Here is a 25,718-nt window from a genome sequence, read left to right as displayed (position 1 = left end):
CGCTCGCATGGCCGCTCCCACGAGTCACCCGCCGGCCGATTCCGTTGGCTGGAGTGTGTCGGCATCAAGCCGGATGAGCGTGCAAATTGCGGTATTCCCCCGGCGTAACCCCCGTCCAGGCCTTGAACGCGCGCAAGAACGAGTTGGTGTCCTGAAAGCCGATCAGAAAGGCGATCTCGCCAGGCGAGATTGTCGAGTGGGCAAGGTAATAACTAGCCAGCTCCTGTCGTGTGCCGTTAAGCACGTCCTGATAGCTGATGGCCTCGTCGGCGAGATGACGCTGCAACGATCGCTTGCTCATTGCCAGGCGACTCGAAATATCGTCGATGCTGCTCTGACCACTCGGGAGCATGTCAAGTAGCGCGCTGCGCACACGTTCGCGTGTGCTTGCTTCGGCGTCGAGCTTCGAGAGACGCGCTTGAAGTTCCGGCTCGAAGAAGCGCCACATGGCAAGGTTCTCTGTCAAGAAGGGGCGCCTTGCGTCTTCTGCCGAGAATCGAATGCGGTTGGAGCTGCCCTGTGCCAAGCGACAGCCGAGAAAATTTTCGCATGGGCCGACCTGGCTCGGCAGCACCGTTAATTCGGCCTCGATCGGGTTGATGGCTTGTCGTGTTGCAAGGCGCGCCAGCTGCGTGAAAAAAGCCAATTCCGTTGCGCATAAGCTGCATGGCAGCGGGCCGTCATGGCCGTAGCATTCGATGAATACCTCGGTGTAGTTCTCGCCGATGCAGACGTCTAGCGACAATGGTCCACACAGGCGCTTGTATGCGGCGAGCCGGGTGAAAGCGACGTTGAGATTCGGACTGCACAGGCAGGCGAACAGCGCAGCATCAAAAGCCTCGACCGAGATGCCCGCGCCGAGCCGCACCGGCAACTCTGCGTCACCGACCAATTTTTCGAGGCCCAGAAAGAATCGAAAATACTGGGCAGGCGTCAGGACGGCATCCTTGCGGCCGAACAGATCCGCAGGCAACTCCGCCAGCGCCAGCAAGTCGCCGGGAGCGACCCCGAGATCGAAGACGATCAGTTTCCAGCCGGGATGTAACGTGAATTGGGTTGCATGCTTCATCAAGCGGCCTTTTCCATCGCCTGTCGCGACATCTTCAGCGCCATCTTGCGCGGCAGCAACGGCACAATCCAGTCGAGCATAATCCGAAGCTTCTGTTCGTTGAACGCGACCAGGTCACCGCGCATCATCGCCTCGTAGCCGCAGCGCGCCACCGATTCGGCCGACTTGGCATTCTTCCAGACGTCCACGCCCTGTAGGTCACCGGCAGCAACGAAACCGGTAGCGACTGCTCCCGGGCACAAAGCCGTGGCAGTTACGCCGTATTCGCGCACTTCTTCTGCGACAGCCTGAGTGAACGAGGTGACGTAAGCTTTGGTCGCGTAATACACGGCCTGCAGCGGGCCCGGCATAAACGATGCAGTCGACGAAACATTGAGGATACGTCCGCGCCGGCGGGCCACCATGCCCTTCAGGTAGTGATGCGTCAGGTTGGTCAGCGTCGCCATATTGACCTGCATCATCGCCTGCTCGGCTTTGAGATCGCGTTCGACAAACTTGCCGTGGCCGCCAAAGCCGGCGTTGTTGATCAGCACATCAATAGAGAGTCCCAGCGACTCTGTCGCAGCGAAGATTCGATCCGCGGAAGCGGGGTCGGCGAGGTCCTCGGTAAGGACGTACGCCTTCACGCCGTATTTCGTCTCGAATTCTTGCTTGATAGATTCGAGCTTGTCGCGCGAACGCGCAACCAAAACGACATCGCCGCGTTTGCTTGCATGGATGCGTGCCAGCTCCAGACCAATGCCGTTCGAAGCACCAGTGATCAGCGCAGTTGAAAGGTTCATGACTGCTCCTTGGTTCGATTGAATAGGCAGATGGTAGGCGTTCGAACCATTGGGCGCACTAGCATAACGCGCCAAGATCAATTCCGATCGCGCCAATCGTGCTGCGTAGAATACCCCTGCGCTCTGGCAAGCTTGAGACGGAAGTCGCTGCTCGAATGACAAACCTGCGCAGACGCCGATGGCTGAAACTGGCCGATTGCCGTCATTCATAGCGGCGACTTCGCCTCGTCATTCCCACCCCATCAAAGAGATCGCTCCCAATCACACTCCCCAAGCACGCCGCACACGCTCGCGAATGTCCTGCAAGCGGTGCACGGGCTCGTTGGCGAAGACAAAGCGCAGATAACGATCCGCTTCGGGGCCCCAGCCGGTCATCGGGGTGGCCGCCACCTTGCCGAGCGCGAGCAGTTGCCGCGACGCCTCGGACGGTTCGATGCCCAGACGTCGGGTGTCGATCAGCATCGACCAGCCGCCGTGGGGACGAATCACCGGCAGATCGGCCAGGGCTTCGATCAGAAAGTCGCTGCGGCGCTCCCATTCGGCAACGGCGGCGGCCACGCCGTCTTGCGCGGTGCTTAGCGCCGCAGCCGCGCCGTCCATGGCGATCCCGACCTGACAGACCACGTTGGACAGACTGACGAGCCGCACATCGTTCATGATCGATTCGGGACCGACGATCCAGCCCACACGCCATCCGATCATCCGGTACTCCTTCGACACTGCGCCGACCGTGATCGTGCGTTCCCGCATGCCGGGCAGCGACGCCGGGTGAATGACGCGGCGTCCGCCAAACAGCAGCCGCTCCATCGCCGCGTCATAGACGAGCCAGATCCCGCGCGTCTCGCAATGCGCGGCGATGGCCAGCCACTCGTCCTGCGTGGGGACGTAGCCGCTCGGCATCGAGGGCGACATGATCAACAGCGCTTTCGTGCGCGGCCCGACGGCGGCGGCAAGACTGTCGAGATCGAGACGCCAGCCGTCAGCGTTGGGAATCAGGCGGGCAAACTTCGGGACACCTCCGCTCAGATGGACGCGATTGATCAAGCCCGCATAAGTGGGATCGGTCAGCACGACTTCGTCGCCCGGTTCGAGGATCGACAGCAGCACGTTCAGGATGCCCGCGAGGCCCCCGGCGGATACGATGCACTCGGTCGCCGGGTCATATCGGGTGCCTGCCGAGCGTCCGACACGTTCGGCGGCCGCCTCGCGCAGTGATCGCAGACCCGTAAAGGGAAGGTAGCTGTTGGCCGCATCGTCGTCTATCGCCTGGTGCGTGCGCATGATCGCGGCGGCCGGCGGTCGGAGGTCCGTGTCGAGATTCTCGAGTCTTAGAATGTCGGGATCCGCCAAAGCGTCGGCTGCGTCGCCGATTCGATCTACGCCAATGCCGGGGATTTTTTGCAATCTGGATACCGTCATATGGGCCTCCGTAAATGTTTTAATATATTAAAATGAAAAAATCAGCAGAAAGCAAGCTATCTTCCGTGTCGTTGGCGGACCAGTTGCGTGAACGGATTGCGGACGGACGGTGGGCGCCCGGGACACAACTTCGTCAGGATTCGATCGCGAAGGAGTTCGGCACCAGCCATATCCCGGTTCGGGAGGCCTTCGTGCAATTGCAGGCGAGCGGATTCGTGACGATCGTGCCCAATCGCGGGGCGTTCGTTTCGGCGATGACGACGTTCGAGGCGTCGGAACTGACGGAAATGCGCGTGGCGCTGGAACTGCTTGCCCTGGACGCCGCCATCGACGCTTTTGGCCCGCGCGATGAAGCGGCGGTGCGCGAGATCCTGCGCAACGACGAAACAGCGCCGGACGTCGACGCCTGGTCGGTCGACAACTGGGCGTTTCACCGCACGATCTATCAGGCCAGCGGCAGGCGCTATCTGATGGAGACGCTCGAAGCGATCTGGCGCAAGACCGATCGCTATCTACGGCTGGTGTGGCAACTGGAGCGCTATCAGGACGTGTCTTTCTCGGAGCACGTCGAGATACTGGAGGCTGTGGTGGCGCGCGATCGTCGCACGGCCAAGCGTTTGACGAAGGCGCATATCCTGGCTGCGGGGGACGTCATGCAGGTCGCGCTGCGCGAAGCGCGGGCGATGTGATCCGACTGAATCGGCATCCGCCCCCTAGCACGGAAATCCTCCGGCAAACGCCTCACGCAAGTAATCCACGAACAGGCGTACGGCCTGTGGCACGTGCGAGGTGTAAGGGCGCACCACGTAAATTCGTTCCGCAAAAGCGCCGACCGGACGCCATTCCGGCAGCAGCACGATCAGCTTGCCGGATTTCACGGCGGCCTGTGCCGTGAAGTCCGGCACGAGTGCGATGCCCAGATCGTCGAGCGCCGCGTCGCGCAACGCTTCACTGTTGTTCGCCGTCACCGGCCCGTTGGCGTTGATCGTCACCGGTCCCGTGGCCGATTTCCGAGGGCCCGTGGGCTCGAACGACCAGGTAGTCGCCACCTGCGCACGCGGGTACGCAAGGCAATCGTGCTCGGCCAGATCAGCGGGGGACGCCGGCGTGCCCCGTCGCTTGAGATAGGCCCGGGTCGCCACGATAAGCGAGCGCGTGTCGCACAGTTTCCAGGCCACGTGCGTTTCCGGAGCGTTCGTACTGTGACGGATCGCCAGGTCGAACCCTTCCGAGGCGATCGAACTCAGTCGGTCGGACAAGTCCAGTTGCACTCGAACTTCAGGATGTGCGCGCAGAAAGCCGGACAACCTCGGGATGACCTGCTGCCTGCCGAGCGCTACGGGGGCCGTGACACGTATCAGTCCTCGCGCGACCCCGGCCTGATCCCGCAGGTTCGAGAAGCTCGTCGCGATTTGCGCATACTGCCCCCGCGTGTCGTCGACGAGCTGTTGCCCGGCCTCCGTAAATCGCACGCTGCGAGTTGTGCGTTGCACCAGCGATACGCCTGCCGCACGCTCCAGTTCGGCGATGCGCTGACTCATCGCCGCTTTGCTCACGCCCAGCCGGGTCGCGGCGGCGGTAAAACTTCCCTGCTCGGCGAGCACCGTCAGCCAATGCAGGTGCGTCCACAGGCCTTCAATTTTTTCCGAATCCATGGATCGATTGTTCGTATTTGTAAACAATAAATTCAATAATAACGTCTAGGCGCGGTGCGCGGCGATTCATACACTGCATGGATCGTTCATCCATCATGAGGAATTGATATGCAAGCGTTTAACGATACCGCCGACGTCGTCCATTACATCCATGGTCAACGCGTGAAGGGCGACGCCCAGCGGACTCAGCCGATTTTCAATCCGGCGACGGGCAAGCGCGCTCGCCAACTCGTGCTGGGTAGCGTCGCGGACGTCGATGCGGCGGTCGCGAGCGCCAAGGCAGCATTCCCCGCATGGAGCGACACGCCGCCGATTCGCCGCGCGCGCGTCATGCTCAAGTTCCTCGAACTCATGAACAAGCATCGCGACGAACTCGCCGCGATCATCACCGCAGAGCACGGCAAGGTGTTCTCCGACGCACAGGGCGAGGTCACGCGCGGCATCGACGTGATCGAATTCGCCTGCGGTATTCCGCAATTGCTCAAGGGCGATTACACGGAGCAGGTCTCCACCGGCATCGACAACTGGACGACGCGTCAGGCGCTGGGCGTCGTGGCCGGCATCACGCCGTTCAATTTCCCGTGCATGGTGCCGTGCTGGATGTTCCCGGTGGCCATCGCTGCGGGTAACACCTTCATTCTCAAGCCCAGCGAGCGCGATCCGTCGGCGTCGTTGTTCATGGCCGATCTGCTCAAGCAGGCCGGCTTGCCGGACGGGGTTTTCAACGTCGTGCAGGGTGACAAGGAGGTTGTCGACGCACTGCTCACGCACGCGGACGTCAAGGCGATCAGCTTCGTTGGCTCGACCCCGATTGCGAACTACATCTACGAAACCGGCGCCAAGCATGGCAAGCGCGTGCAAGCACTGGGTGGCGCGAAGAATCACATGGTCGTGATGCCTGACGCCGATCTCGACCAGGCCATCGACGCGCTGGTCGGCGCCGGGTACGGTTCGGCCGGCGAGCGTTGCATGGCCATTTCGGTCGCGGTGCTCGTTGGCGACGTGGCCGACAAGATCATGGATCGTCTGGCCGAGCGCGCTCGCACGCTGGTCGTCAAGAACGGCATGGAACCGGACGCCGAAATGGGTCCGATCGTGACCCGTCAATCGCTGGAGCGCATCGAGAGCTATATCGCGCTGGGCGTGGAAGAAGGCGCGAAGCTGGTGGTCGACGGCCGCGGTCTGAAGGTGCCGGGCCATGAAGAAGGCTTTTTCACCGGCGGCACGCTGTTCGATCACGTGACGCCTGACATGCGCATCTACAAGGAAGAAATCTTCGGGCCGGTGCTCTCGTGCGTGCGCGTGAAGGACTTCACGGAAGCCGTGGATCTCATCAACGCCCATGAGTTCGGCAACGGTGTGGCCTGCTATACGCGAGACGGCCACATCGCTCGCGAATTCGGTCGTCGTATCGAGGTCGGCATGGTCGGTATCAACGTGCCGATTCCGGTGCCGATGGCGTGGCACGGCTTCGGCGGCTGGAAGCGCAGCCTGTTCGGCGATATGCACGCTTACGGTGAAGAAGGCGTGCGCTTCTACACCAAGCAGAAGTCGATCATGCAACGCTGGCCGGAAAGCACGGAGAAGGGTGCCGAGTTCGCGATGCCGACAGCGAAGTAACGCGTCGCCATTCCAGGCGTAGCAGTGCAGGGCGGTACAACGGCTGGTCCGTTGTGCCGCCTTTTCATTTCCGGGCATTTCCGCGCGAGGGCAGCGCAAACCGCGCGCATCCATGTCATTTCTTCCCTCCATTGAAAGATCGGGTATGGCGGCCGGGCGCCCGTTGGCGTCGTCCGGTCGGCCAGATGGCCGCTGGCGAGTCGGCACGGACCTTGCTGAGCAAAAGGTTTCGACCAAGACGCAGGGAGGATTCGCTTGCACTTCAGCACGCTCACATCGCTAAAGGCCTTCGAGGGAATCGCGCCCGCCGACTGGGCATTTGCCGCGATTGCCATGTTGTTAAGCTACGGCATCCTGACAGGCGTATTGCGTCTCGTGCTCGGACGCTTCGGGGCGCTGTCCAGACGATTGCGCTCGCCAGCGGCGGGCATGCTGGCTGAAGTGCTGGGCGCGACGCGACACTTCGTACTGTTCGTCGCCGCGTTGCTCATCGGGCTGAAGATTCTCGATCTGGGCACCCGATGGGATACCGCCATCGTCCATGGCTGGACGGTCCTGTTCTGCCTCCAGCTCGCGCTCTGGGTGAACCGGGCCGTCAGCGTGTGGTCGACACGACGCATGCAGCATCGCGAGAGTGCGCCGGACAACCCCGTCATCGTCACCATGACCGCCTGGACGGCCCGGGTACTGGCCTGGGCGGTGTTGCTGCTGGTCATGCTCGCGAATTTCGGCGTGAACATCACTGCCTTCGTCGCGAGCCTCGGTATTGGCGGTGTGGCGGTCGCGCTGGCCGTGCAAAATGTGTTGAGCGACCTGTTCGCTTCGCTGGCCATTGGGCTGGACAAGCCGTTCGAAGTCGGTGACTTCGTCGTGTTCAGCGATGTGTCCGGCACGATCGAGCGCATCGGGCTCAAGACAACGCGTATTCGCAGCCTGAGCGGCGAAGAGATCGTTTGCGGCAACACCGAACTGCTCAAGAACACCCTGCATAACTACAAGCGTATGTCCGAGCGGCGCATCGTGTTCACGTTCAGCGTGACGTACCACACCGTGCCGGACAAGCTGGCAAAGGTGCCGGCGATGGTGAGGCAGGCGGTGGAAGCCTCCGGCAAGACGCGCTTCGATCGGGCCCATTTCAAGCAGTTCGGGGCCAGCTCGCTCGACTTCGAAGTCGTCTATTTCGTGCTCAGTCCCGACTACAACCTGTATATGGACTTGCAGCAGGACATCAACCTCGCGCTCATGCGTGCGTTCCTGGCGGAAGACATTCGTTTCGCCATACCCGCGAGCGTGCAGTACTTTGCGCAGGCGCCCGAGCCGCCCGAGGCAGCGTCCGCGGCCAAACCCAGGGCTGCGTGATGGCAGTGAGGCAAAAGTGACGCGAAAGTGAAGTGACAGTGAGGTGAAAGCCGCCTGAAAGCCGCATGCCTGCTGGGTACGTTCATTGCGGCGTGATAGGATCGATTGCATCCACGTGATTCAGATCGTGGCTTCTATCCAATCCGGGCCCGTCGAGAGACGGGGACTTCAGGAGGCCAGTATGTCTGCAGAGCAAAAGACGTTGCATCGCGGGTTCACCATCATTACCGTTCTCGAACGTCTCTCGAAGGGCCGCGCACGGCTGTCCGCCAAGGTGATTGCGAGCGACGAGGACCACAAGCGACGCCTCGGCGGAAAGAAGCTCTTGCAGGCGAAGCGCTGGTTCGATCACTTCGCAGACGATCTTGCGGCACCGGTGATCGCCGGTCTCAAGCACACCATCGACCTCGAACTGGCCGCGGCCGCGAAGGCGGGCACGACGCCTGCCGTCGGCGCGAAGTCGCCGAAAGCTGGAAAGGTTGCCAAGGTAGAGAAGTCTGCGAAGGCTGGGAAGGGCGCAGGCAAAGGCACGGAGAAGGGCGCCGAAAAGCACGCCCAAAAGCGCGAAGAAAAGCACGCCGAAAAGGACGCGAAGGCGCTCAAGGGCGAGAAAGCAAAATCATCGATTGACGCCATGAAAACCGCGGCATCGACGAAAGCGTTGAACGGCGCCATGGCGGGCACGGCGAATGGCGCTGCGCCGGGCGGATCCTCGCGCGTCTCGATCGCCGCACGCAAGCGCGCGAAGCTCGCGACCAAACCGTTGCGCGCCGAAGGACGCAAACCGGTTCGCACGGCATCCTCGCGTATTGTTACGAAATCCGCTTAGCGGGTGAGGGAGGCGGAGCGCAGTAGCGCATCCGGCCGACGTCTGACACGCCACGCGGCGGTGGCGCTCCCGATATCGATTCAGGGCGCGCTCGGAATACTTGTAGGCATACATGACGGCGCACGTCTCGCGGACGGAGCGCCGTTTTTCATGGTGTCGCCTCTCATTGCATCGTTGAACGCCGATGTGCGTCATTACGTTGAACGAATCAATCTTTGCGAGTGCTGCAAATACCGCCTATATGTCCTGTATTTCATGTGTTGCAAATGCACCACTCGCATGCGACGCGCGTGACTAACGTGTCAGAATGCACCCGCTTGCGGAGAACCGGCGGTGCTATTTCTGAATAAGAAAAGCACCGCTAGTCATTTGGTAAGCACTCCATTGCATATGCGGTTGCAGCATCCGGGTCGGACCATCTGTGGACCGACGATGGACCGACTGCGGATCGGCCGATGTGGCCTGCGCATCGCCAATGGGCGCCTGCCTGCGCAGGTCAAAAAAATATAAGACCACTAACAAAGAGGATAAAGATGAAGCGCTTCCCACTCACGGCGCTGGCCGCCGCCAGCTTTGCCGTTGCCGCGCCCGCAGTGGCGCAGACGTCGACCACCAACGTCACGCTGTATGGTGTGATCGACGCGGGCGTTGCCTATGTCAATAACGTCGCCAGCGGTCTGAACGCCAAGGGCGCCCACAACTTTCAGGCCGTGAGCGGCATCGGCCAGGGCAACCGCTGGGGGTTGAAGGGGTCGGAAGACCTGGGCAGCGGTCTGAAGGCTGTTTTCGTGCTGGAAAATGGTTTCAACCTGATGAACGGCACGATGCTGCAAAACAGCCGCATGTTCGGTCGTCAGGCGTACGTGGGGCTGCAAAGCGCGCAAGCCGGCAGCGTCACCATCGGCCGTCAGTACGACTCCGTGGTGGACTTCGTGAGCCCGCTGACGTCGGCCAAGCAGTGGGCCACGCAGTATGGTGCGCACATTGGCGACATCGACAACCTGTACAACTCGTTCCGCGTCAACAACTCGGTCAAGTACACCAGCGCGAACTACGGTGGCTTCTCGTTTGGCGCGCTGTACGGTTTCAGCAACGAGCCGAACACGGGTAACGGCACGGGCTTCTCGCATAACAATGCATTCAGCGTCGGCGCGTCGTACGCCAATGGCCCGCTCACCGCCGCCGCGGGCTACATGCATCTGGCAAGCCCGGGCACGGCAAATGGCAGCGGTGCGGTATCGAACGATTACGCCAGCGCGACCGACATCTTCTACACGAGCGCCGTCGACAAGCACGACATCGCTGCCGCAGGCATCTCGTATCAGATCCAGGCGGCGACCGTCGGCTTTGTGTACAGCTACGCCAAGATCAACTACGCCAACCAGTCGTCGATTCGCGTGAACACGTTCGAGCTGAACGGCAAGTACCAGATCGCCCCGAACCTGCTCGGCGGTCTGGCGTTCATCTACAGTGACGGCAGCGTGAGCGGCGCTACGGCATTGTCGGGAATCACCAAGGGCACCAAGCCGCGCTGGTTCCAGGTCAACGCGGGCACGACCTACGCATTCAGCAAACGCACCGAAACGTACCTGAACGGCGTGTACCAGCGCGCCACGGGCGACGCCGTGGTCGCGGCCATCGACAACGTTGGCGGCCCGACCGGTACCGGCGCCCAGTCGCAGATCGCCGTGATCGCTGGCGTTCGTCACAAGTTCTAAGCGGGTATTCGGGCGGAAACCGGCGATTCCGTGCGGCATGGGGCGGATCGAGGCAGGTGGACGCCCGCCCGCTTTGCGCCCCAAACGGGCTCCGCGAAGGACTGGCGGGGCCCGTCTCACAAGGAGGGTTGCCAAATCGTGTGCATTTGACGCCCTTTATGTGTATAATCACGACCTTGTCCAAAATTCGGGCATTGCGGGAAGCGGGGCTCACTGACGAACGATGAGTCTGCCGCTTCGCCAAATCAACCGTTCAGCCAGTCTGGAAGGCGCGGCGCGAGGTTCCCCGTTGAGGGTGAGCCGGGTGTCGAAAGCCAATCGGGAGATCGCAGAGGAGGTGAGTCGCGGTCCCGCCGGATGTGGTGTAGTGCAGTCCGTTGCAAGTCCGTTCGTCGCGCTTGGCTGGAGGATCTCCGGCGGGGCGGGGAATGGTGTCTTTGCGCGGTAAATCAAATTTATGGCTCCGATGGGGCCGAATCACTATTCGAGATATTGCATGACCAAGATCGTTATCAAGGACAACGAACCCGTTGAAGTCGCACTGCGTCGTTTCCGTCGCGCTATCGATGGCACGGGCCTGATCAAGGAAGTCAAGGCACGCGCTGCTTACGAAAAGCCGACGGCCGAGCGCAAGCGCAAGAAGGCCGCTGCCGTGGCCCGTCTGCGTAAGCGTCTGCGCAGCCAGACCCTGAAGAAGAAGATGTACTAAGCACGCCGTTGCGCCACTTGTGCGCAATGTGTAGTGCGAAGTCGAAAAACCCGCCGAACGGCGGGTTTTTTTATGGGCAGCACTGGCGCATCGATTTGCTAAACTCGTGGCCATTGCCGTTGGCAAGCGCCTCATTTTCTCTATTCCCCACAAGATCTCCATGAAAACGTTGACCTTTGCTGCGCTCGACGCGCTGACCGGGCAAGCCACGCAATCGCCTCGCGCCCGCATGAACCAGAATCTGCATGAATCGCTGGACGATTCCATCCAGCGACTGGCCATTGCGATGGAGCCGGCGACCTATATCCGTCCGCATGTGCACCACCACACGTGGGAATTGCTTACCGCGTTGCGCGGCCGCTTTGTTGTGCTCACCTTCGATGAAGCGGGTGTCGTCATTGACCGTAAGGTGCTGGGCGAGGACACCAGCGTGATCGAGAGTCCGCTCGGCACGCACCATACCGTGTTGTCACTGGACCCGGGCGCGGTGATTTTCGAAGTGAAGCACGGACCGTATCGCCCGTTCGTCGAGGCCGATTACGCGAGCTGGTCTGCCCCGGCGGATACGCCCGAAGCGGCGGCGTTCATGGAGTGGGTCAAGACGGCGCAGGTCGGCGATCGCTGGGCCGCCTGACCCGTTTCGCTAGCGCGCGCGTGTGACGCCCGACGTCCGGACGGCGCCCGGAAGGGGCGGTGGCCTGACCGGGCCGTCGTGCGCCAAAGCATCAGCGCATCAGCGCGTCCATCCCTGAAATTCGGTCGCCATCGCCTTTAGGGCTTTGGCTGCCGCATTCACGGCGCGGGGCCAATCCTCTTCTGTTGCCGGCAATCGGAAGGCATCCCAGTCGGCCAGTTCGTCCGGTCCGGCCAGTGGTGTTGATTCCCAATGGGAATCGCCTCGTCCATGACGCGATGCGGCGTGGCGTGCCGCTCCCAATCGCCAAGCCGATACGCCGAGCCCTTCCGCCAGATCCGCATGGGCGGCGTCCAGCGTAATCACCAAATCGAGATTGTCGATGAGCGAAGCCTCGTCCGCCAGATCGTCGCAATCCGTTCGCCAGTCGATCCAGTCGACCGATTCCGGAGGCATGGCGTGAGCGCCCTCTGGTCCGGTCATCGGTCGGCCCAGCGGTATCCAGGAGACACCGGGCACGCGCAGTAGCGGGGCGAGCGTCATGAGGCTGGCAGCGTGGCTCGTCAGACCTTTCGATGCGACGTCGTCGAGAATGTCGAGGCCTGCCAGGCCGACGCAAAAGCCGTGTTGCGCGGCGGCGGCGAGCCGATCGCGCCAGTGTCGGGCGGTGGACGTGGCCACGCGCAGGAAGGGGCGTCCTGCATGCGCGTGAGTGGCTTGCGGGCCCAGCGCTCGCGCCAGCGACCCGAGCGGGCACCGCAAATCCCAGTCCGACACGTCGCGCGGCATGCGCGAGAGGACGACCACGCGTTCTCCCATCGACCATTCGATCAGGCGGCGCGTGCTGGCCGGGCCGACGAATCCGACCTTGCCGAAACGGGCTGACGCGGTGTCCAAATGACGGAGTTGGCTCACGAGCTCGTTGTCGTTACCGCTACCAATGATCAGAAGATGCTGATGAAGCGTGTCGCCCCCGCCTGTCCAGTCGGGCAGCGGACAGTTCGGATGTGGGCTGAGCGCCGCGTCGACCTTTGCCCATGCGTGAGCAATAGCGTTGGCGGCGATGGCGTCGCCAGGGGCAGACGTCATGGGCGGCACGGCGCGCTGCAAAGGCTTCGTCATACGAATCCTGGCGTCGGGAAGAAACGGGCAATGGTGGGATCGCGGCGCGCCACGGTTGGCGCGGCGAATCAAGGCCTGGGAAAACCCAAGGCGTGCGGGGGGAGGCACGCGACGATGATAGAGGAGCCGGGGCGCGAGGACGGGCCGATGCCTTTGCCGACGAGACGGATTCGTTTGCTGGGCGGCAAAATATTTGACGTTCGATGTGCGCAGGCGAGGCGGGCGTGGTCTCCGCGCGATTTCTTACCCGCCTTGAACCGTGGCCGGGGCTCGGGTCGAGCGCGCCGAAGTCCATCGCCGTGGCACTGCCTTCGGCGGCGGCGATCTGCACGCTGGAACGGTTATCGCTGACAGTCAGCAGGGTGCTGGCCTCTTTCGAGTTCATGCTGCCGGCGAGTGCGCCGATGGCTGTGCCGATACCGCCGGGCAGAAGACCGGCAAGGTTGGCGCCGGCGCCACCGGCATTGTTGTTCGTGAGCGTGATCGACGGGCTGATCGCGTAATCGGCGGCCACCAGCTTGCCCTTGCCGAAGTCCGACTTGGCGCGCCGTTCGCCGGACGCTTGCAGGTTCGCCTGAACGTTACGTCATGTGCATCGTAAGCGTCACTCTAAGGCCGTCTTGACGATCAGAACTTGACCTGTGAGAGTCGCTGATTCGCGAGCACGAGATCGAAGGCGGCGGGATTGAAGCTGCCGCCGCACCACTCGAGGAGGTGGTCGTGCTCCTCGTGCGTCGGATCGGCGATCGCGTCGAGGAAGTCGGCATATCCGGGCACACCTCCGACGCATGTCCGGATCGGGCACGAGTGCCTTCTCGACCTTGATCCGATGCTGCCAGTTGTCGCCGTAGTCATAGATGTAGGTGAATGACTTCAAGCCTCCCAGCGCCTTCGCCAGCGTGACCCGTGCTTCATTGAGCATCGGTGGATCGCTCTGGAATCCGAAGTCATCAGGTTCACCATAGTTGGTTTCGCCAAAGACGAATTCGTGCAGGTGCCCGCCCTCCCAGCCTATGGCCAGCAGTAGCACGACATGCAGCTTGCTCAGCCGGATCGAACCGGGAACGATGATTCGGCGCCAAATCGCGGGCTTGATGTACTTCAGCTCAACGCGCAGTACGTAATCGGGCACTGGCGCCTTGACTCGGCGCACAGCAGGTCTGAGGGGGTGGACCATCGAATTGATTCTCAGGCGGCGTGCTGCTCGACGTGTTCGGCTGACATCAGGCTCCACGGCAGCAACTCGTCGATGCGGTTGATGGGATGATCGGCGATGCGCTCAAACACCGTGCGCAGGTACGCAAACGGATCGAAGCCGTTCAGGCGTGCAGTACCGATCAGGCTGTAGATCACCGCCGCGCTTTCGCCACCGCCGTCTGAGCCTGCGAACAGATAATTGCGCCTGCCGAGAACCAGCGGCCTGATCGCACGCTCCGCCGTATTGTTGTCCACCTCGACGCGCCCATCTTCGCAATAGTGTGTGAGTGCGTGCCAGTGCCCCAGCGAGTATCTGATCGCCTTGGCCAACCCCGACTTCGTCGAGACCTGTGAGAGCGAGTGTTCGAGCCAAGCCTTCAGCTCGGTGAGCAACGGTGCCGAGCGTTGCTTACGCGCAGACAGGCGCACGTCCGGCGTCTGGCCGCGAACCTCGCGTTCAACAGCATATAGCGCCCCAATGCGGCGCAATGCTTCTTCGGCAATCGGTGAGCCGTCCAGCTTGTACAGGTCGAAAAACTTGCGCCGCGCATGTGCCCAGCATCCAGCCTCGATGACCGTGCCGTCACGATACAGCGCGTCATACCCGCTGAAGGCGTCTGCCTGCAGGATTCCCGTGTAGCCCGCAAGATGTTCCCGAGGTCGCTCACCCTTGCGGTCGGGTGAGTACCGGTACCAGACTGCTGGTGGTGCGCGGCTTCCTGCCGGGCGGTCATCCCGCACATAGGTCCACAGGCGCGCCGTGCGTGTCTTGCCACGCCCTGGCTCCAGCACAGGCACGGGTGTATCGTCGGTATGGATCTTTTCCGCGTCGCGCACGTAACGACCGAGTGCATCGGACAGCGGCCGCAGCAGCGCAGCCGCTTCACGCACCCACGAAGCCAGTGTTGCCCGGTCCAGTTCGATGCCCCCGCGGCGATAGATGCCGGCCTGCCGGTATAGCGGCATATGGTCAGCGTACTTCGCGACGACGACCTGTGCGAGCAGCCCCGCACCCGCCATCGAGCGTGCTATCGGCCGCGAAGGTGCCGGCTCCTGCACGACTGCGGCACAGCGCGGGCAGCTGAGCTTCGGACGGACGTGACGCAGTACCTTGAAGTAACCGGGCACATAGTCGAGCACCTCCGAGACGTCTTCGCCGAGCGCCCGCATCTGTTTGCCGCATTCCGGGCATCCGCAGTTTGACGGCGCATGCACAACCGTTTCGCGAGGAAGATGTGCAGGGAAGTGCCGCGACTTGCGGCGCAGCGGGACAACGTTCGTTGTGGCCGATGTATCAGCAGCCGTATCAGCATCGGGCACCTTCGACGTCGCGGTCATGGCCGATTCAGCAGCGGGCAGTTCACCGAGCGCGAGCTGTAACTGGTCCATCAGTTCGGTCATGCGCTCCGATGACCGGCCATACTGCCAACGCTTGAGTTGCGAGATCTCGGCCAGCAACTGTGCGATGGTCTCGTCGCGCGAAGCAACGATTCGCTTGAGTGCGGGGATGTCATCGGGCAGATGGCTAGCTGGCATGCGTGCCAGTGTAAATGAAGCCCACGGGTTTGTGGACCCTCGCTTCCCCCTTTACGCCGCGTGCGTCGGCTGCCACGTCCGCTCGGGATGCCGCCAATCAATCCCCTCGAGCAGCATCGACAGTTGGGCAGCAGATAGATGGACCGTTCCTGAATCCGCTTGTGGCCACACGAAGCGTCCGCGCTCGAGTCGTTTCGCGTACAGGTTCATGCCGTCGCCGCTCCACCATAAAATCTTGATGAGGTCACCGCGACGCCCGCGAAACAGGAAGATGTGCCCCGAGAAGGGGTCACGTCCGAGTGCTGACTGCACCAGTGCGGCAAGCCCATCCATGCCACGGCGCATATCGGTAATGCCCGCTGCCAGCCAAACGCGAGTACCGCCTGGCGGCGCAATCATGCTGGCATCAGGCAGCGCAGCACGAGGCGCAACTGCACGGGGTCGACCATGCCCGTGACACGTACACGGGCACCGTTTAGTTCAATTTCGATGCCCGATGCTGCTGGTACGCTCTCGCGATGTGGCTCGACAGGCTGTGGCTGTAGAGCGAGCGACGCCGGTTCTGCGGTCTCGCCGGTCGGTGCATCCGGTAGCGCTACGGGCAGCAACACCGCTGTGCTGTTCGCCACTCCTTCAAACAGGCCCGCCCGCAGTTGCCGGCGCCACTTGAACACCATATTGGGATTCAGTCCGTGCGCCTGCGCAAGCTTGGCCACCGAAATACCCGGCCCGCACGCCGCGACGGCAACTTGCCGTCGGTACTCTGGTGTGTAGTTCGGTCTGCCTTTACGGTTCGAAGGCTTTACATTCCGTGTGTCCAAAGTAGTCCCCACCACTTGAAGTAACGGACATCACTTTGGACACCGCAGGAACCTTTGTCCATGCGGCCTTCAAGCCACGCTTACTGTGCATCTGGCAGTGACCGTTTCATGACGAGAGGATTGGCGCGGTGTGGCGGCGCAGTGGAAAACAGAAAGCCCCGGCAGCGTCGGCTGAGCGGGGCTTTTTTCGTTTGGCGGCTTTCAATGAGCGCGCCCGAGGATGCGATGGGCTTGGTCCCCCCGACAGGAATCGAACCTGTATCTAGCGCTTAGGAGGCACTCGTTCTATCCATTGAACTACAGGGAGAGACTGGATGCTATCCAGTAGCGCGATGCCCTCAAGGGCATCGCCTTATTCCACGGGGCTTTCCGGGATGTTGTGATACCCCTAACGTATCACTCCGAATCACTCCGCAACCTGCTGTTTCACGTCGCCATTGCTACAATTTTGCTACAGCAAGGAGGGCGACAGTGGCATCGATTGTGCAGGTAGGAACGCGTTGGCGCGGTCAGGTCCGACGCGAGGGCAAGAGTATATCAAAAACGTTTCGAACGAAGGCGCAGGCCTCGACATGGGCACGCAAAATTGAGGTAGCGGTTGATGAGGGCCGGAATCTGGACAAGGTGTCCGCCAAGACGCTGGTGCCATCGATCATTGCGCACTACCGGTTTTGCGTGAGGAATCGAAGCGGCCGGTGCGGGAGAAGTCTACTGAGGATTACACGCTGAAGCAGCTCGCCGAGCACTTCAATGCGGTCACGATAGCTGAGCTCACGCCGAAGACGCTTGTGAAGTTCGCTCAGGCACGGCATAGGGCCGGGGCAGGGGCGGCGACCGTGAATATGGATATCTCGAAGCTCGGGACGGTGCTGCGGCATACGGCGAGTTTCTTGGACTTCGACTTGCCGGATGTGATCGGCAAGGCTCGGCCAATGCTTCATCACCTAAGGTTGATCGGCGCTGCGGGAAAGCGGGAGCGTCGGCCGACGGCTGGTGAGATCGCGAGGATTATGGCGTGGGCTCGGGAGTATCCGGAATACACGTTGCCGCTGGCTGATGTCATTGAGATCAATGGGCAATCGGGGTTCCGGCGCGGCGAGATTTTCCGCATCGAGTGGCGTGATCTAGATGAAATCAATCGGATGGTGCTTGTGCGTGATCGCAAGGATCCGCGCAACAAGGTCGGGAATCATGAATGGGTGCCGCTGATCGGGACGTCGCTGGATGTGATCAAACGGCAGCCTAAGGCCGACGGCGAGCAGCGCATCTTTCCGTTTTCGCCTCAGACGGCCAGTAAGTATTTCAAGATGGCGTGCGACGCCAAAGGTATTCACGACCTGCGCCTACACGATCTCCGCCATGAGGCAACGAGCGCACTATTTGAAGCGGGTTGGGGTATAGCCGAGGTAGCCGGTGTTACCGGTCACAAGGATTGGCGGCATTTGAAGCGCTACACGAACCTTCAACCTGAAGATCTTGCAGAAAAGGGCAAACTGCTTCCCTTTAAGAAGAATCGTTGTGCCAACGGTTAGTGCGCGTCTGATTAAGAGGCCAGTTCAAAAAGTCAGTTGAGTGTTCTGAGGATGTTCCAGCAGACGAGAGAACAGCCGAGTTTGAGGAATGCTTCGTGAATATCGGCGCGCCGATCGAAGCGGATGCGAAGCCGCCGGAAACTATGGAGCCAGGAGTGGGTGCGCTCAACGACCCAACGATATTTGCCCAGCCCGCTGCCGTGTTCGGTCCGACGCTTGGCGAACATAGGTTTGATGCCTCGCTCGCGCAGTGCGCGCCGGTGCCGGGTGGAATCGTAGCCGCGATCGGCATAGACGATACCGGGCTTCTGAAGCGGGCGGCCGCGAACACCGCGAATCGGTGCAATCTCGTCAACGAGGGGCAGCAGCTGGGTGACGTCGGCGGCGTTCGCGCCGGTGAGGATCGCGACGATTGGGATACCGTTGGCGTCTACGAGGAGGTGGTGCTTGGAACCGGGTCGCGCCCTATCCGTGGGGTTCGGGCCAGTTTTTCGCCCGCCCCAACAGCACGCACCGACGACGAATCGACGGCGGCATGTGAGAGATCGATTTGGCCAGCTGCGCGCAGTTTGTCCAGCAGTAACTCGTGTAGCTGCTCCCATAAGCCGGCCTTCTGCCAGGCGTTCAATCGTCGCCAGCAAGTGGCTCCTAAACCGAAGCCCAGGCGGGTCGGCAAATGGTTCCGGCGAATGCCGGTCTTGAGCACGAACAAGATGCCGTCGAGTGCTGCTCGATCGGGCACGCGCGGGCGACCAGGATCGCTTTTCGCGCGAGGCTTCACCTCTGGCAGTAACGGTTCGATCAGTTGCCACAAATCGTCGTCAATGATCGGCGCTTGCATTCCCTCAGTCCCCGTTGCCTGGATACATGAGGTTAACAGGTCGCCTCGAAAGTTAACAGCCCCTCTCGGGATTTTTGAACTGGCCTCTTAGTAAGCGCAACGGACGTCAATCAGTGCCGGAGTGGAGCTGGAAAAGGACTTGCCGGACGCTATGTGCTAGCGCCTTTCTGCGAGAGGACTCGGGACCGAGGCCATGCAGCTAGTGCCAAATTCCCATGCACTCGTACGTTCGTCCTGCACGCCAACGCCCTAGAAGGTATGGGGGCGTTTAGGAAAAAACGGATTGCAAGTGCTGAATCCTGCGGCAGATACGTCCTAATTTCTTGCGCATCGTCATCATGTCTTGCCGTGGTATTCGCTGGCCGACGCATCGTGTGCGGCTGACTGTAAGGGCACATCACGGCGTGCGCTCGGCAGTCACCATTTCCGCTCAAGTGTCAGAATATGGCCTTCATATGTGCCGTCGTCCTTAGGCGCGATCCGCACATGAATCTTCGACAGATGTGTGGCGGGTGTCGCGAGCCACTTCAGAACTGCCAACTTTTCGTTCCCACCAGGAATTTCGCCCCCAGTGTCCTGCCCGGTGAGGAGGTCCTGCAACATTCCTGCGGCTAGATCAGGCACGCTCAGTAAGTCGTCAAGATAACTTTTTTCCTGAAAGGATTTTCCGAACCCGAGCACATCGAAGTTGTGTGTCATTGGAGCGGCCCCACGTATCTGAGGACACGAGGACTCTCTTAAAATAAGGGATAGTCTTGTGCCTATCAGTAAGCCTAGTCATTACGTGGAAAGCATCGAAATTCTGACCGAGCCGGAGCGCCGTCGTCGGCGCACGGCGCAGGAAAAAATCGCCATCGTGCAGGAAACATTGGAGCCGGGAGCGTCGGTGTCGGCCGTTGCACGTCGGCACGGCGTCAATGCCAACCAGGTGTTCGGCTGGCGCAAGCAATACCAGGAAGGCAGTCTGGCGGCGGTGAAGGCGGGTGAAACCGTTGTACCGGCATCTGAGCTAGCCGCCGCCATCAAGGAAATCAAGGAGTTGCAACGGCTACTCGGGAAGAAGACGTTGGAGGTCGAAATCCTGAAAGAAGCCGTGGAATGGGGCCGGTCAAAAAACCTGATTGCGCGCTCGCCCTTGCTGCCGGGGGACGACCGATGAAGACGGTCTGCGAAGTTCTCGGCGTGGCGCGCTCTGCCGTGGCGGTCAAGCGAGCTCGCTCGTCCGACTGGCGCGATGGTCGCCGTGCCCGCGTGACCAACGATGCCGGGCTGGTCGAGGAGATTCAGGCCCATGTGGCGCACCTTCCTACCTATGGCTACCGGCGTGTCTGGGCGCTGCTGCGCCGCAGTCGGGAGCAGAGCGGTGCGCCGTGCATCAACGTCAAGCGCGTGTATCGGGTCATGCGGGAGCATCAGTTGCTGCTGCGCCGCCCCGGCGTGCGGCAAGACAAGCGGCGGCATGACGGTCGCGTTGCCGTGGAGCGCAGCAACACCCGCTGGTGCTCCGATGGCTTCGAGTTCCGGTGCGACGATGGTACGCCGCTGCGCGTGACGTTTGCGTTGGACTGCTGCGACCGCGAGGCGATTAGCTGGGCCGCAACGACCGGCGGGCATAGCGGTGATGTGGTGCGAGACGTGATGCTGGCCGCCGTCGAACAGCGCTTCGGCACCACGCAGGCCGCGCACCCCATCGAATGGCTGACGGACAACGGCTCGGCCTACATCGACTACCGCACGCGCAGCTTCGCTCGCGAACTGGGTCTTGAGCCGCTGACCACGCCGGTCCGTTCGCCGCAGAGCAATGGCATGGCCGAATCGTTCGTGAAGACCATGAAGCACGATTACGTCGCCTATATGGACAAGCCTGACGCACCAACAGCGCTCTCGCGTCTGGCAATCGCGTTTGAACACTACAATGAGCGCCACCCGCACAAAGCCTTGAAATACCGCTCGCCTCGCGAGTTCAGGCGTAATGCGGTGTCATCAACCTAACAGTGTCCGCCTGTCCTGAGTTACAGGGGCAACTCCAGTCATGTACATCGCGCCTACGCTTCCGAAAAGCTTCTGAGTGTCGGCGAATGAACGATCCTTCGCATCTTCGTTGATTTGATCGGTGTCGCTGTACCACAGTAACCGCTGCTGCTCATATGTCAATGCCGCTGTGAAAGCTGAGAGGATATGCAGCACGCGCAAGACTTTCTCTCCAACGCTGCCAGGCCAATTTCCGAATCCCCCATCACGAAGCTGTTGTTCGACAAATGCGTGTGCTTCATGTATTGTCATCCCAAAGACAGAGCCGACCTTCTTATCGATCGCGACGGTAACAATAGCTCCGTGAATCAAATTGTCGATCAGTTCCAAATACTCAGGGAGCGCCCGACTTCTCGGGCCATATTTGAGGTCTTTGTATTTGAACTCACTGTATGGATTGCTAATCCGGTGCTTCCGCCGTAGCTTCTGCATGTGCGATTGAAACGGTCCATTCTTATCCAGTGCGACGAACAGAAACGAATATGTCGCGTATAGCGCATTGCCATGCTCACCGCCATAGTCGGACATGACGGCAATCTTCTTGTCTGCGGAGAAATCCGGGAGCTCAGGGATTGAGTCCAATATTCCTGCCAGCACATGGCAAAAATAGTGATGATCGGACTTGATGCCTGGCAGTTTGAAAGGACCACGCTTCCGTATTCTTTTCTGCAAGGTCCCGATGGTGACAAACTTGGTCCGAACGTGTGTCCCAATAGATTCGTCGATGAGCGTTTTGATAACGTGCTTCTTAAACGGTGGTTCCATTGGATCTTTCGTTGCGCATCGATTATCTGGACTTACGCGGTAATCATTTGCCGTAGCCTCGCCGCTCGCGTCAGACTTCACGTCTACATAGCTGCTTTGAACCGTTGAAGCTTAACAACAAATGCTACCGAGCGCGGGCCGGTGAGGGGCTGAGACGACTTCCTTGAATTGACCTCGTGAACGAGGGGAAGGAGCGGGCGCGACGGTAAGAGTAGTAATGCGTTTAGAAACGCAGCGGCACAACCAACTCACATCGAAATAGCATGCTGCCTGATTTGAGTTGCGTGGTCGCTACCGGCTGTCCGAGCTCGTGCTTGCCATCCTGTGGACGCTGCACTTTTCCATGGATTCACAATCGCAGCGCTGACTCCAAATTCAGCAACGTCGCGTGAACGGACGTGTTAGACAACCAAAGGAATTTGAACCCACGGAGCTACGAATTCACTTGCGCGAGTGCAGATAAGGGCCTTCGTGTACGTGCTGGGCAAACTTATCAGAGGTACATAGAAAGAGTGCAGGTCCGGATCACGAAGTTGTATCGTAACGTGCTGTCGTACTAACGCTGAGAGCGAGCTTTGCTCCGCAATTAGAGGGAACGGACTATACCGGACACAGAACAGCGCGATGGCCGCTGCGAGCGCATGCAGGCAGTTCTCCAGTGTGGCTAAAGAGAAGTGCGTAGCACGATCATGCTTTGTCTTGTTATATGCGTCATACCAAGGCAATGTCGCCGTTGGACTGGTAGACGACCAGCCGAGGAATGGACGAAGTGCAGGTAGCCCATCGAAAAGGGCGAATGCGATCTCGTAATCAGCGAGGTGCAATGGTCCAAGCAATCGCACGTAATGATTTGTCGTGAATCGACCTGTGGAGTGCCCGGCAAGCGAAAGATAGCGGACCCAACTGTTTTCGATCTCGGTGCAAGCGAGGATCAGCAACTCTCGGGTTTTATGACCGTATGACTTGAGTCCGGTCGGCGATGGCTCAATGAACAGGAGTATCTCATCGAGTTTTTCTACAAGTATCCGTAACGCCTGTTCGGCAGTGCGCTGTTCGTAATGGCTCGTCTGTAGTGCCTGATGTATCTCAGTCGGCGTCAGCAACCCCGGTCTCCAAACACCAGTTGTCACTTCGCCAACCGCGTGTTGCATCCGAGACGGATTTGCTGAGCCAAATGCCTTCCTTGCCCAGTCCTCAACTGGACCAACCGAAACACCTTGGCTTGCGGTTAGACCAGTGGAAATCGTGTATAGCGAATCCCCCTTTCCGTAGATGTGGATGTTGTAACCGGCGTTTGCATAGGCGTAGCCTCGGGGCTGCTCCTTATGAACAGTAGGTACCCAGTTCGGAAGTGTTGTCGTCGTGTTTTCGTAGCCGATGGCCTGCATATTTGGGTGTGGATCAGTCCGACTTCAAAGTCCAACTCGTTCGCAATCACATTGCGCGGATGGTCCGTAGCAGCATATCGTAATCGTCGCAACTTAGGCGAGCGGTAGGCGGGTTCCGCATGAACGGTTCATCGAGCAGAGCGTTGATGAAATCGTCGCGAATGCCCCAGATTAGGGGGGGCTTGGGGAATCCGTGCGTATGTTGGACGTCTTTGATTGCGTCCAATGTCTGAACCAATAAGGAAACGTCTTAGATTTGTAGTCAGGGAAGGCAAAGCCAATGCTTATAAATTCTGGATTTAGAGCACCCCAAACCGGAAGCTTTCAGCCCAGAAAATAAAGCCATTTCCGCTGTCACATACACAACCCACAGCGAATTACAAGTGCTACAAATTTGCTACAGCAAATTGGAAATCCCTTAAAAATCAGTTATTTATCTTGTCATTCTATTAACTGAACTACAGGGAGAGACTGGGTTCTATCCAGTAGCGCGATGTCCTTTGAAATCAAAGGCATCGCCTTATTCCACGGGGCTTTCCGGGATGTTGTGATACCCCTAACGTATCACTCCGGATCGCTCCGCGAGCAGCCATTTCGCGTCGCCGCTGCTTTATTTTCGAGACGCCGGCGACGCGCTTCGGCATCGCGCGCCGTTCCGGACTCGCGAGCGCAAGAGTATAGCAAAAACCGCTCTCTTGACGACGCCTGCGCCGCTCCAGATGCGAAATAGGCGGTTCGCTCGCGCTTTGCGGCAGATCTGCCTGTGGACGCACGACGACGACCTCGCGCAACACGACCTCATCGTCATCTCACGCAAAATCTGCAACGCGGTGCAAATTCCGCATGTCCCGGCTTCTGACGGCGCCTGCGTAGTCGTCTCCCGGCGATGGCATACAAACTGCATGCCTCCGATTGCGGGGCGGACCGACGCCGGTGCGCCCCACGTTTGCGCGAATCCCAGGAAGCGCGCGCATCCCACGCATCGATATATAGGAGGTTTCACCATGCAGCAACATGCATCGCATCATTCCCATGCCGCATCGAACCAACGCCTGCGTGACGTCATGACCCGCGACCCCGCCTTCGTGCGCAATGGCGACACGATTCAACACGCGGCCAAACTGATGGCGGACCTGAACGTCGGTGCGCTCCCCGTCTGTGAAAACGGTCACCTCGAAGGCATGATCACCGACCGGGATATCTCGGTACGCTGCGTCGCCGCCGGCAAAGGCCCCGACTCGAAGGTCGGCGACGCCATGTCCGAAGGCGCTCACTGGTGCCGCGAAGACGACTCCGTAGAAGAGGCCTGCGACACCATGTGCAGCGAGCAAATTCGCCGCTTGCCCGTCGTCGATAGCCAAAAGAAGCTCGTCGGCATGGTCTCGATGGGCGATATCGCCACGAAGGCCAGCGACGATGCTACCTGCGGCAAGATAATCAGCGAGGTGTCCACGCCTTCGGAACCGAATCGATGAGGGCAGGAAAGCCATGTCCGCCACCGCCGGTGAACGCGCCGAAAAGTCAGGGGACTTCCGATGTGCCCGCTGCCATCGCACGACGCATGTGACCAAGGGCCACGTCATACCCAAATGCCCGCACTGCGGTAACGCCGAGTTCGACGCGCGGCGCAACGAGCCCTGGCACGACAGACACCCATGACCAATCCGAAAAAGAAGGGCTATCTCCTTCAGGACGAACCCGTCGACCCGCCGAACACGACGGCATCCGATGGTCAGGGGCCCACACCCATGCCCCACTCGTCTTCGCAGGACAGCGACGCAGACATCGGCCCGGGCGGGCAGGGCAGCCCTGTCGCGGGGCGCCTCCAAAGCAAGATCAGTGAAATGCTGCGCGACCCGGCGGATGGACGTTATGCGTTCGTGACCTTCAGCATCGACGACGGCGGCATCGTGACGCTCGACGGATGGGTGGTCCATCCCGACATCCGTGACGGACTCGTCAGCAAACTGCGCGCCATTCACGGCGTCACAGACGTGGCGTGTCGGCTGCGGATCGATGGTTGACAGAATGATTGGCAGCCGGTTGGCAGACCATTGGCGCCGGGGTTGGCGGAGGACGTGATGGGAGTCGCCGATTTCATCGATATGTACATCCGCTACGGGATCATTCCCGTGTGGCTGATGGCCGGCTTCGCCGACTGGCTCTGTCACCGACGCACGCACATCGAAGCCAACGCCGGCGCCAAAGAGTCAGTCATGCACCTCGCGCAGATGCTGGAAGTCGGCATTCCGCTGATGATCGCGCTGATCTTCGAGATCGATCCGGGCGTCATCCTGATCATGGTCGTGGGGCTGGTCCTTCATGAGGTAACGGCCTTGTGGGATGTGAGCTACGCGCGCCAACGGCGCGATATCACCGCCATCGAGCAACACATCCACAGTTTTCTGGAACTGCTCCCCATCTGCGCCGTAACGTTGGTCATCGGCGCCAATCTCGAGACGGTCCGGAACGCCATTTTCAGTAGCGGGCCGCAGCCCTTCGCGTTGACGCCAAGTCACGTTCCGCTGACCTACGTCGGCGGCGTTCTCGCCGCTGCGTTGCTGTTCGCAGCGTTGCCGTATGCCGAAGAGCTGATTCGCTGCCTGCGCTATTCACGTGGCTCGCGCTCGCGCGTCGGCGCCAAACATTTACCCGACGTGTCGTAACGCAGCAAACTTTCCGCCATCGATT

At 60.5% G+C, this 25,718-nt stretch carries 27 protein-coding genes and 1 tRNA gene; 14 read left to right on the top strand and 14 right to left on the bottom strand.

Annotation, left to right across the window (positions count from 1 at the left end):
- Positions 1–64: 64 nt before the first annotated feature.
- From UC34_RS16240 to UC34_RS16230, 3 genes are all read right to left on the bottom strand, one after another.
- On the bottom strand, positions 65–1,069 hold the full coding sequence (locus UC34_RS16240; RefSeq protein ID WP_044456361.1) for an AraC family transcriptional regulator: 1,005 nt from the start codon (positions 1,067–1,069) through the stop codon (positions 65–67).
- Positions 1,069–1,851, bottom strand: coding sequence for an SDR family NAD(P)-dependent oxidoreductase (locus UC34_RS16235; protein ID WP_044456360.1), 783 nt, complete (start codon positions 1,849–1,851; stop codon positions 1,069–1,071). The genes UC34_RS16240 and UC34_RS16235 overlap by 1 nt, the downstream gene beginning before the upstream one ends.
- Before the next feature lie 261 nt (positions 1,852–2,112).
- Complete coding sequence (locus UC34_RS16230) at positions 2,113–3,270, bottom strand: pyridoxal phosphate-dependent aminotransferase (RefSeq protein WP_044456359.1); 1,158 nt, start codon at positions 3,268–3,270, stop codon at positions 2,113–2,115.
- A 32-nt stretch (positions 3,271–3,302) separates the two neighbouring features.
- Here UC34_RS16230 and UC34_RS16225 point away from each other — a divergent pair, with 32 nt between their 5' ends.
- Entirely contained in the window at positions 3,303–3,959 is a 657-nt protein-coding gene (locus UC34_RS16225; protein ID WP_044456357.1) for a GntR family transcriptional regulator, read from the top strand.
- A 24-nt stretch (positions 3,960–3,983) separates the two neighbouring features.
- Here the strand turns inward: UC34_RS16225 and UC34_RS16220 are convergent, their stop codons facing one another.
- On the bottom strand, positions 3,984–4,925 hold the full coding sequence (locus UC34_RS16220; protein WP_044456356.1) for a LysR family transcriptional regulator: 942 nt from the start codon (positions 4,923–4,925) through the stop codon (positions 3,984–3,986).
- 108 nt (positions 4,926–5,033) lie between these two features.
- On the opposite strand from UC34_RS16220, the gene UC34_RS16215 reads away from it, so the two are divergent.
- The 6 genes from UC34_RS16215 (at position 5,034) to UC34_RS16190 (ending at position 11,794) form a co-directional block, all read left to right on the top strand.
- Positions 5,034–6,545: a CoA-acylating methylmalonate-semialdehyde dehydrogenase gene (locus UC34_RS16215; RefSeq protein ID WP_044456355.1), complete on the top strand. Its 1,512-nt coding sequence runs from the start codon at positions 5,034–5,036 to the stop codon at positions 6,543–6,545.
- Between the two features lie 255 nt (positions 6,546–6,800).
- Entirely contained in the window at positions 6,801–7,904 is a 1,104-nt protein-coding gene (locus tag UC34_RS16210; RefSeq protein WP_237165128.1) for a mechanosensitive ion channel family protein, read from the top strand.
- A 181-nt stretch (positions 7,905–8,085) separates the two neighbouring features.
- The gene (locus UC34_RS16205) at positions 8,086–8,733 is read left to right on the top strand and encodes a hypothetical protein (protein WP_044456354.1); all 648 of its coding nucleotides are present in this window, start codon (positions 8,086–8,088) and stop codon (positions 8,731–8,733) included.
- Positions 8,734–9,266: 533 nt separating this feature from the next.
- Entirely contained in the window at positions 9,267–10,451 is a 1,185-nt protein-coding gene (locus UC34_RS16200; protein WP_044456353.1) for a porin, read from the top strand.
- 496 nt (positions 10,452–10,947) lie between these two features.
- Complete coding sequence (rpsU, locus tag UC34_RS16195) at positions 10,948–11,160, top strand: 30S ribosomal protein S21 (protein WP_044456352.1); 213 nt, start codon at positions 10,948–10,950, stop codon at positions 11,158–11,160.
- A gap of 160 nt (positions 11,161–11,320) precedes the next feature.
- Positions 11,321–11,794, top strand: a complete 474-nt coding sequence (locus UC34_RS16190; RefSeq protein ID WP_044458279.1) for a WbuC family cupin fold metalloprotein — start codon at positions 11,321–11,323, stop codon at positions 11,792–11,794.
- Positions 11,795–11,893: 99 nt separating this feature from the next.
- Here the strand turns inward: UC34_RS16190 and UC34_RS16185 are convergent, their stop codons facing one another.
- Positions 11,894–12,916 (bottom strand): hypothetical protein, encoded by a 1,023-nt coding sequence (locus tag UC34_RS16185; RefSeq protein ID WP_044456351.1) that lies wholly within the window; start codon positions 12,914–12,916, stop codon positions 11,894–11,896.
- Between the two features lie 224 nt (positions 12,917–13,140).
- Here UC34_RS16185 and UC34_RS25455 point away from each other — a divergent pair, with 224 nt between their 5' ends.
- Positions 13,141–13,419 (top strand): hypothetical protein, encoded by a 279-nt coding sequence (locus UC34_RS25455; RefSeq protein WP_157123215.1) that lies wholly within the window; start codon positions 13,141–13,143, stop codon positions 13,417–13,419.
- 101 nt (positions 13,420–13,520) lie between these two features.
- On the opposite strand, the gene UC34_RS16175 is transcribed toward UC34_RS25455, so the two are convergent.
- From UC34_RS16175 to UC34_RS16155, 5 genes are all read right to left on the bottom strand, one after another.
- Positions 13,521–14,048 carry a plasmid pRiA4b ORF-3 family protein gene (locus UC34_RS16175; RefSeq protein ID WP_472462591.1) on the bottom strand — a complete coding sequence of 176 codons (528 nt, stop codon included), beginning with the start codon at positions 14,046–14,048 and terminating at the stop codon, positions 13,521–13,523.
- Between the two features lie 56 nt (positions 14,049–14,104).
- A complete protein-coding gene (tnpC, locus tag UC34_RS16170; protein ID WP_044456349.1) occupies positions 14,105–15,649 on the bottom strand; it encodes an IS66 family transposase in 1,545 nt (514 codons plus the stop codon).
- A gap of 51 nt (positions 15,650–15,700) precedes the next feature.
- The gene (tnpB, locus tag UC34_RS16165; protein WP_044456348.1) at positions 15,701–16,048 is read right to left on the bottom strand and encodes an IS66 family insertion sequence element accessory protein TnpB; all 348 of its coding nucleotides are present in this window, start codon (positions 16,046–16,048) and stop codon (positions 15,701–15,703) included.
- Positions 16,045–16,482, bottom strand: a complete 438-nt coding sequence (tnpA, locus tag UC34_RS16160; RefSeq protein WP_044458278.1) for an IS66-like element accessory protein TnpA — start codon at positions 16,480–16,482, stop codon at positions 16,045–16,047. The genes tnpB and tnpA overlap by 4 nt, the downstream gene beginning before the upstream one ends.
- 220 nt (positions 16,483–16,702) lie before the next feature.
- A tRNA-Arg gene (locus UC34_RS16155) sits at positions 16,703–16,777 on the bottom strand.
- A 388-nt stretch (positions 16,778–17,165) separates the two neighbouring features.
- On the opposite strand from UC34_RS16155, the gene UC34_RS16150 reads away from it, so the two are divergent.
- Entirely contained in the window at positions 17,166–18,002 is an 837-nt protein-coding gene (locus tag UC34_RS16150) for a site-specific integrase (protein WP_335645744.1), read from the top strand.
- A 32-nt stretch (positions 18,003–18,034) separates the two neighbouring features.
- Here the strand turns inward: UC34_RS16150 and UC34_RS16145 are convergent.
- Positions 18,035–18,843, bottom strand: a protein-coding gene (locus UC34_RS16145; RefSeq protein WP_418303906.1) for an IS5 family transposase whose coding sequence is annotated in 2 segments (ribosomal slippage) — positions 18,035–18,495 and positions 18,495–18,843 — 810 coding nt in all. Because the reading frame shifts where the segments join, the coding sequence is not laid out codon by codon here.
- 417 nt (positions 18,844–19,260) lie between these two features.
- On the bottom strand, positions 19,261–19,542 hold the full coding sequence (locus UC34_RS16140) for a hypothetical protein (RefSeq protein WP_044456346.1): 282 nt from the start codon (positions 19,540–19,542) through the stop codon (positions 19,261–19,263).
- A gap of 94 nt (positions 19,543–19,636) precedes the next feature.
- Between UC34_RS16140 and UC34_RS16130 the strand changes: the two genes are divergently transcribed.
- A protein-coding gene (locus UC34_RS16130; RefSeq protein WP_167370682.1) for an IS3 family transposase occupies positions 19,637–20,835 on the top strand; the annotation gives its coding sequence in 2 pieces (ribosomal slippage) (positions 19,637–19,952 and positions 19,952–20,835; 1,200 coding nt in all).
- Here the strand turns inward: UC34_RS16130 and UC34_RS16125 are convergent.
- Positions 20,827–21,639 (bottom strand): hypothetical protein, encoded by an 813-nt coding sequence (locus UC34_RS16125; protein WP_052811093.1) that lies wholly within the window; start codon positions 21,637–21,639, stop codon positions 20,827–20,829. The genes UC34_RS16130 and UC34_RS16125 overlap by 9 nt on opposite strands.
- A 401-nt stretch (positions 21,640–22,040) precedes the next feature.
- Positions 22,041–23,027, bottom strand: a complete 987-nt coding sequence (locus UC34_RS25450; RefSeq protein WP_072617494.1) for a hypothetical protein — start codon at positions 23,025–23,027, stop codon at positions 22,041–22,043.
- Between the two features lie 695 nt (positions 23,028–23,722).
- Between UC34_RS25450 and UC34_RS25890 the strand changes: the two genes are divergently transcribed.
- Genes UC34_RS25890 through UC34_RS16100 form a run of 4 tightly spaced genes read left to right on the top strand, consistent with a single transcriptional unit; the run spans position 23,723 to position 25,693 of the window.
- Positions 23,723–24,502, top strand: a complete 780-nt coding sequence (locus tag UC34_RS25890; protein ID WP_237165127.1) for a CBS domain-containing protein — start codon at positions 23,723–23,725, stop codon at positions 24,500–24,502.
- A 13-nt stretch (positions 24,503–24,515) separates the two neighbouring features.
- Positions 24,516–24,686: a zinc ribbon-containing protein gene (locus UC34_RS16110; RefSeq protein WP_072617493.1), complete on the top strand. Its 171-nt coding sequence runs from the start codon at positions 24,516–24,518 to the stop codon at positions 24,684–24,686.
- Positions 24,683–25,051: a hypothetical protein gene (locus tag UC34_RS16105; RefSeq protein WP_044456344.1), complete on the top strand. Its 369-nt coding sequence runs from the start codon at positions 24,683–24,685 to the stop codon at positions 25,049–25,051. Before UC34_RS16110 ends, UC34_RS16105 begins: the two co-directional genes overlap by 4 nt.
- Positions 25,052–25,108: 57 nt before the next feature.
- Positions 25,109–25,693, top strand: coding sequence for a hypothetical protein (locus tag UC34_RS16100; RefSeq protein ID WP_044456342.1), 585 nt, complete (start codon positions 25,109–25,111; stop codon positions 25,691–25,693).
- Positions 25,694–25,718: the final 25 nt, after the last annotated feature.

This window comes from Pandoraea vervacti, assembly GCF_000934605.2.
Classification (GTDB): domain Bacteria; phylum Pseudomonadota; class Gammaproteobacteria; order Burkholderiales; family Burkholderiaceae; genus Pandoraea; species Pandoraea vervacti.
Note: the sequence above shows the minus strand (reverse complement) of the source record. Positions and strands in the feature narration are given on the sequence as shown.